The following is a 4,461-nucleotide window of genomic DNA, read 5'->3' on the forward strand; positions in this document are numbered from 1 at the left end:
GTTTCCGTAACCCACGATATAAATCTGGCATCACTTTACTGTGACAGAATGATACTTCTTAACGCAGGGAATATCCACTGCATGGGTACTCCGGACGAGGTGATTACAGAATCCAATATCAAAGAGGTTTATGAAACAGATGTATCAGTGGATCGCAATCCACAGACAGGATTGCCGAGAGTAACATTATTGAGTTCACATTAATCCCCCTCACTCTCCTTTAAAAAAGGGAAGGACTGGTCACTTCCCCCTTTTGTAAAGGGGGATCAAGGAGGATTTTAAATCTGTCAGATTTAGGGTCTGTCATGAAACATGACAGACCCAAAGGAACCCGGTCAAATACCGGCGCTGCCCCGCAACTGTAGGCGGAACGAAATCCACAAACGACAGTGATTAGTGGACAGTGATTAGCAAGACTATCACTAAACATTGTTCACTGAACATCGGCCACTGGAGTAAATAGTTGTTTCCTGACCACTAAACACTGGTCACCGACAACTGTATTTCCGGGAAGGTGTGGAAAGTAGGCGTTGCCGCGAGCCAGGAGACTTATCTGACGGATAAAATAGTACCCGGAAGAAAATTAGGAGTTTTCGTTCAGGTACTGAAATAACATTCCAGACGGAGGGAAAAGGAGGTTATGATAAAAAGAGGTATGAAAAAGCTATTAATTTTGTTGACATGTCTGTTTGTTGCTTCATCTGTCGCTGTTTATGCACAGGAAGAGGGAGATACCGTAACTATGGAAGAAACGGTGGTGACGGCAAGCAGGATAGAGGAGCCTTTAAAATATTCACCTGATTCCGTTACCATTGTTACCGGGGAAGAAATTCAAAAAAAGGGGAAACAGACCGTTACGGATGTCCTCAGAGATGTTCCGGGTGTTTTCATTAAACAGAGCGGGTCACACGGCGGGGAAGAGGAGATTTATATACGCGGGACGAATAGCGCCCATACGTTGATTATGATCGATGGCGTGCAGGTGGGCGATCCCATGAAGTCGACTGGAAAAATAAAAATCACCGATATTTCAACTGATAACATTGAAAAGATAGAGATTATCCGCGGCGCACAGAGCGTACTATATGGATCGGATGCCATCGGAGGCGTCATCAACATCATTACCAAGAAGGGCAGGGGAAAACCGAAATATTATCTCTCCGCGGAAGGTGGGTCGTATGAGACCTTCAGGGAAAAAGTGGGTGTCAGCGGATCAACAGATAAGATAAATTACGCCGCATCTGTGTCACGTTTAGATACCAAGGGCGTATCAAAGGCGGATGAAGAACTGGGGAATACCGAAGAAGATTATTATCATGATACCAACCTTTCTACCCGTGTCGGTGGTCAGATCAGTGAAACGATAAGAGCGAATATTTCGGTACATCACTCTGAATCGTCCATGGATTACGATAACCCTGGAGTTGACGTCGATAAGGTCATGAATACAACCATAACAAGTGTTTCTACAAACCTCGATCAGGACCTTTTTGACTGGTGGCAGCATGTTGTCAAGCTCGGTGTCACGGAGGTCGAGAGGGAGTATATGAATCAGGGGGCATTCAATAACAGTTTTGATGGGACCATCAAAGTGGCATCGTGGCAGCACAATTTTTTTATCGGGGATATCGATACAGTTACCGCAGGGTTTGATTATAAGGAAGAGGATGGGGACAGTAAGAGTTCTTCGGGAAGCGATATAGCAAAAAAAAGTGTTGATACCAAAGGCTTTTTTATCCAGAACAAATTGACACCGTTAAAAGGCATGTCTTTTACCCTCGGTGCACGTCATGACGATCATCAAACATTTGGCGGCGAAGATACCTATAAAGGGGCTTTGGCCTATTTCTCTGAAAAGACGGGAACGAAGATAAGGGGAAGCTACGCTACGGGGTTCCGGGCGCCGTCGCTCTACCAACTTTATTCAAGCTCTGGTGATGCCAATCTTAAGCCTGAAGAAAGTAAGGGTTACGATGCGGGCATAGACCAAAAGCTTTTCGGGGAAAAGGTGTCATTATCTTTAACTTATTTCCACACCAAAATCGACAATATGATCAAGTATGATGATGATCCGGCTATTAAAAAATACCGTAATATCGCAAAGGTCAGAACCGAGGGCTGGGAGACTGTCCTTTCATGCCGGCCGATAAAGAGTTTAAGCCTTCACGCTCATTACACCTATACCGAAGCTAAAAATGAAGGAGATTCGAATAACGGGAAGTATCTGCAGTATCGCCCGCAGCACACCGGAGGCGCGGCTATTAACATCAAGCCCCTGGAACAGTTGAATCTGAATCTCAATGCTCAGTATGTCGGCAAAAGATACCGCAATGACAGCAACACCGAGGAAATGCCCGCGTACACACTTTTTAATCTTGCCGCTTCCTATGATGTGAATAAACATTTGCAATTCTTCGGAAGGGTTGAAAACTTAACCGACAAGAAATATCAGTCGGTTTATCAATACGGCGAACCGGGCATTGGTGTTTATGGCGGCATCAAGGTAACTTTTTGAGCTACGAAAGAATGATAGTTTCGTAAAAAGTCAGTTTTTGTCACCCTGGATTTATTTCAGGGTCTCTAACTTGCTGAAATGATTAGATGCTGAAACAAGTTCAGCATGACAAATAACACATTTTGAGACTTTTTACGAACTTGTCAAGATTAAAGCGGTGTATGTTTGGAAGGAGGGAACGTCTTTTCTTCTAAACAAAAAATGGTTATCCCCTGTCTCCCCGGGGTTGGCGCGGTCTACCTCCTTATAAAGAGTGCCAACTACGGGGAGGCATCCAGAATTCTTCGGGGCATCAATACTGACGGTCTCGTAAAAAGTTTTTTATTGTCACCTAAAATCATGTCCTGAACTTGTTTCAGGATCATTCAGGGTCTCTAACTTCTTGAAATAATTAGATGCTGAAACAAGTGAGATCCTGAAACGAGTTCAGGATGACAAAGAATCAGTTTCATGACTTTTTACGAAACCGTCAATACTTATTTACGAGTTTCGTCAATTCGATATAGTTTCCATTCCAAAGTCCGGATGTCTTAACAGGGACGAAAAAGGGGCATAACACGGGGGAACAATGAAAGGATATGTTCAGGTTTATACGGGCAGTGGCAAGGGAAAGACAACAGCGGCGCTTGGGCTCGCCCTGCGTGCAGCCGGTGCCGGCCTTAAAGTGTATATCGCCCAGTTTGTCAAGGGAATGAGGTATAGCGAGATTAATATCTTGGACAAACTATCAGACTTTATTACAGTGAAACAGTACGGCCGGAGCTGTTTTATTAACAGAAACCCCGATGAGAAAGATATTCGAGCCGCACGGGAAGGTCTCAAAGAAGCAAGAGAGATCATGTGCTCCGGCAAGTACCAGGTGATTATTCTTGATGAGGCCACTATTGCCACCCATTACAATCTCTTTTCCGCGGAGGAGCTGCTCGATTTTATCCGGGTAAAACCGGAAGATGTCGAACTGGTAATTACGGGCAGGATGGCAGACCCCCGGATTATCGAGGAGGCTGACCTGGTAACGGAAATGAAAGAGGTAAAACATTACTATCAAAGTGGTGTGAAAGCCCGGGATGGGATTGAAAGGTAAGACATGCATAAAGATGAAAAACATCTTTTTTCTGAACTGAAGAAAAGATTTGCCGAGTCGGTGAGCAGAAATCGAGCTGAAGGGATACTCTTCTCCGGCGGACTGGATTCCGCACTTGTGGCGGCCCATTCAAAAAACTCTACGGCCATTTCCATCGGACTTGAGTCGTATGGTGAGGATCGATATTATGCGACCGAGGTGGCGAGGGCTCTCAAGCTTGACCATCACCACAAAACAGTCAAAATTGAAGAGGCCGTTTCTGTTATCCCGGAAGTGATCGCGATACTGAAAAGTTTTGATCCCGCTGTTCCAAACGATGTCACAGCCTATCTGGGGATCAAATGTGCGAAAGATATGGGTATCGGCAGCATGATTACAGGCGACGGAAGTGATGAGATATTTGCAGGCTACGATTTCCTCTTGGAAAAAAAGGATTTACAGGGATATCTGGACCGGATGCATTCTGACATGCGGTTCAGTTCGAACAAAATTGGGGAAACCCTGGGAGTAGATATAAAACAGCCCTTTCTTGATAAAGAGTTTATGGATTTCAGTCGTGGGATTGATTTTGATCTTAAGATCAAAAAAGAAAACGGGCAAACCTGGGGGAAGTGGATACTTCGGAAGGCCTTTGAAGGCGTACTGCCGCAGGAAATATTATGGCAGAAAAAAAGGCCTCTCGAATACGGCTCCGGCATGACGGAACTGAGAAAAGTTATTGAATCAAGGGTAGTTGATGAAGAGTTTGAAGATGGAAAGAAAAATTTTCCAATAAAATTCTGGAACAAGGAACATTTCTATTATTACCGTATATACCGTGAGGTGGTTGGTGGAATCCCTGCCCCTCAAAAAGAGGAAAAAA

At 44.5% G+C, this 4,461-nt stretch carries 4 protein-coding genes and 1 riboswitch; all 4 genes read left to right on the plus strand.

Annotated elements, in window-relative coordinates; translation table 11 throughout:
- The coding region (locus tag Q7J27_04515; GenBank protein MDO9528407.1) for an ABC transporter ATP-binding protein at window positions 1-204 on the plus strand (204 nt) is incomplete at its 5' end.
- A gap of 74 nt (window positions 205-278) precedes the next feature.
- Window positions 279-572: riboswitch (cobalamin riboswitch) on the plus strand.
- Between the two features lie 68 nt (window positions 573-640).
- Window positions 641-2,515 carry a TonB-dependent receptor gene (locus tag Q7J27_04520; GenBank protein ID MDO9528408.1) on the plus strand — a complete coding sequence of 625 codons (1,875 nt, stop codon included), beginning with the start codon at window positions 641-643 and terminating at the stop codon, window positions 2,513-2,515.
- Window positions 2,516-3,083: 568 nt separating this feature from the next.
- The gene (gene cobO, locus Q7J27_04525) at window positions 3,084-3,599 is read left to right on the plus strand and encodes a cob(I)yrinic acid a,c-diamide adenosyltransferase (protein MDO9528409.1); all 516 of its coding nucleotides are present in this window, start codon (window positions 3,084-3,086) and stop codon (window positions 3,597-3,599) included.
- Window positions 3,600-3,602: 3 nt separating this feature from the next.
- Window positions 3,603-4,461, plus strand: an 859-nt coding sequence (locus tag Q7J27_04530; GenBank protein ID MDO9528410.1) for an asparagine synthase C-terminal domain-containing protein, incomplete at its 3' end; no start/stop codon positions are given.

The sequence above is a fragment of the Syntrophales bacterium genome (genome assembly GCA_030655775.1).
Classification (GTDB): domain Bacteria; phylum Desulfobacterota; class Syntrophia; order Syntrophales; family JADFWA01; genus JAUSPI01.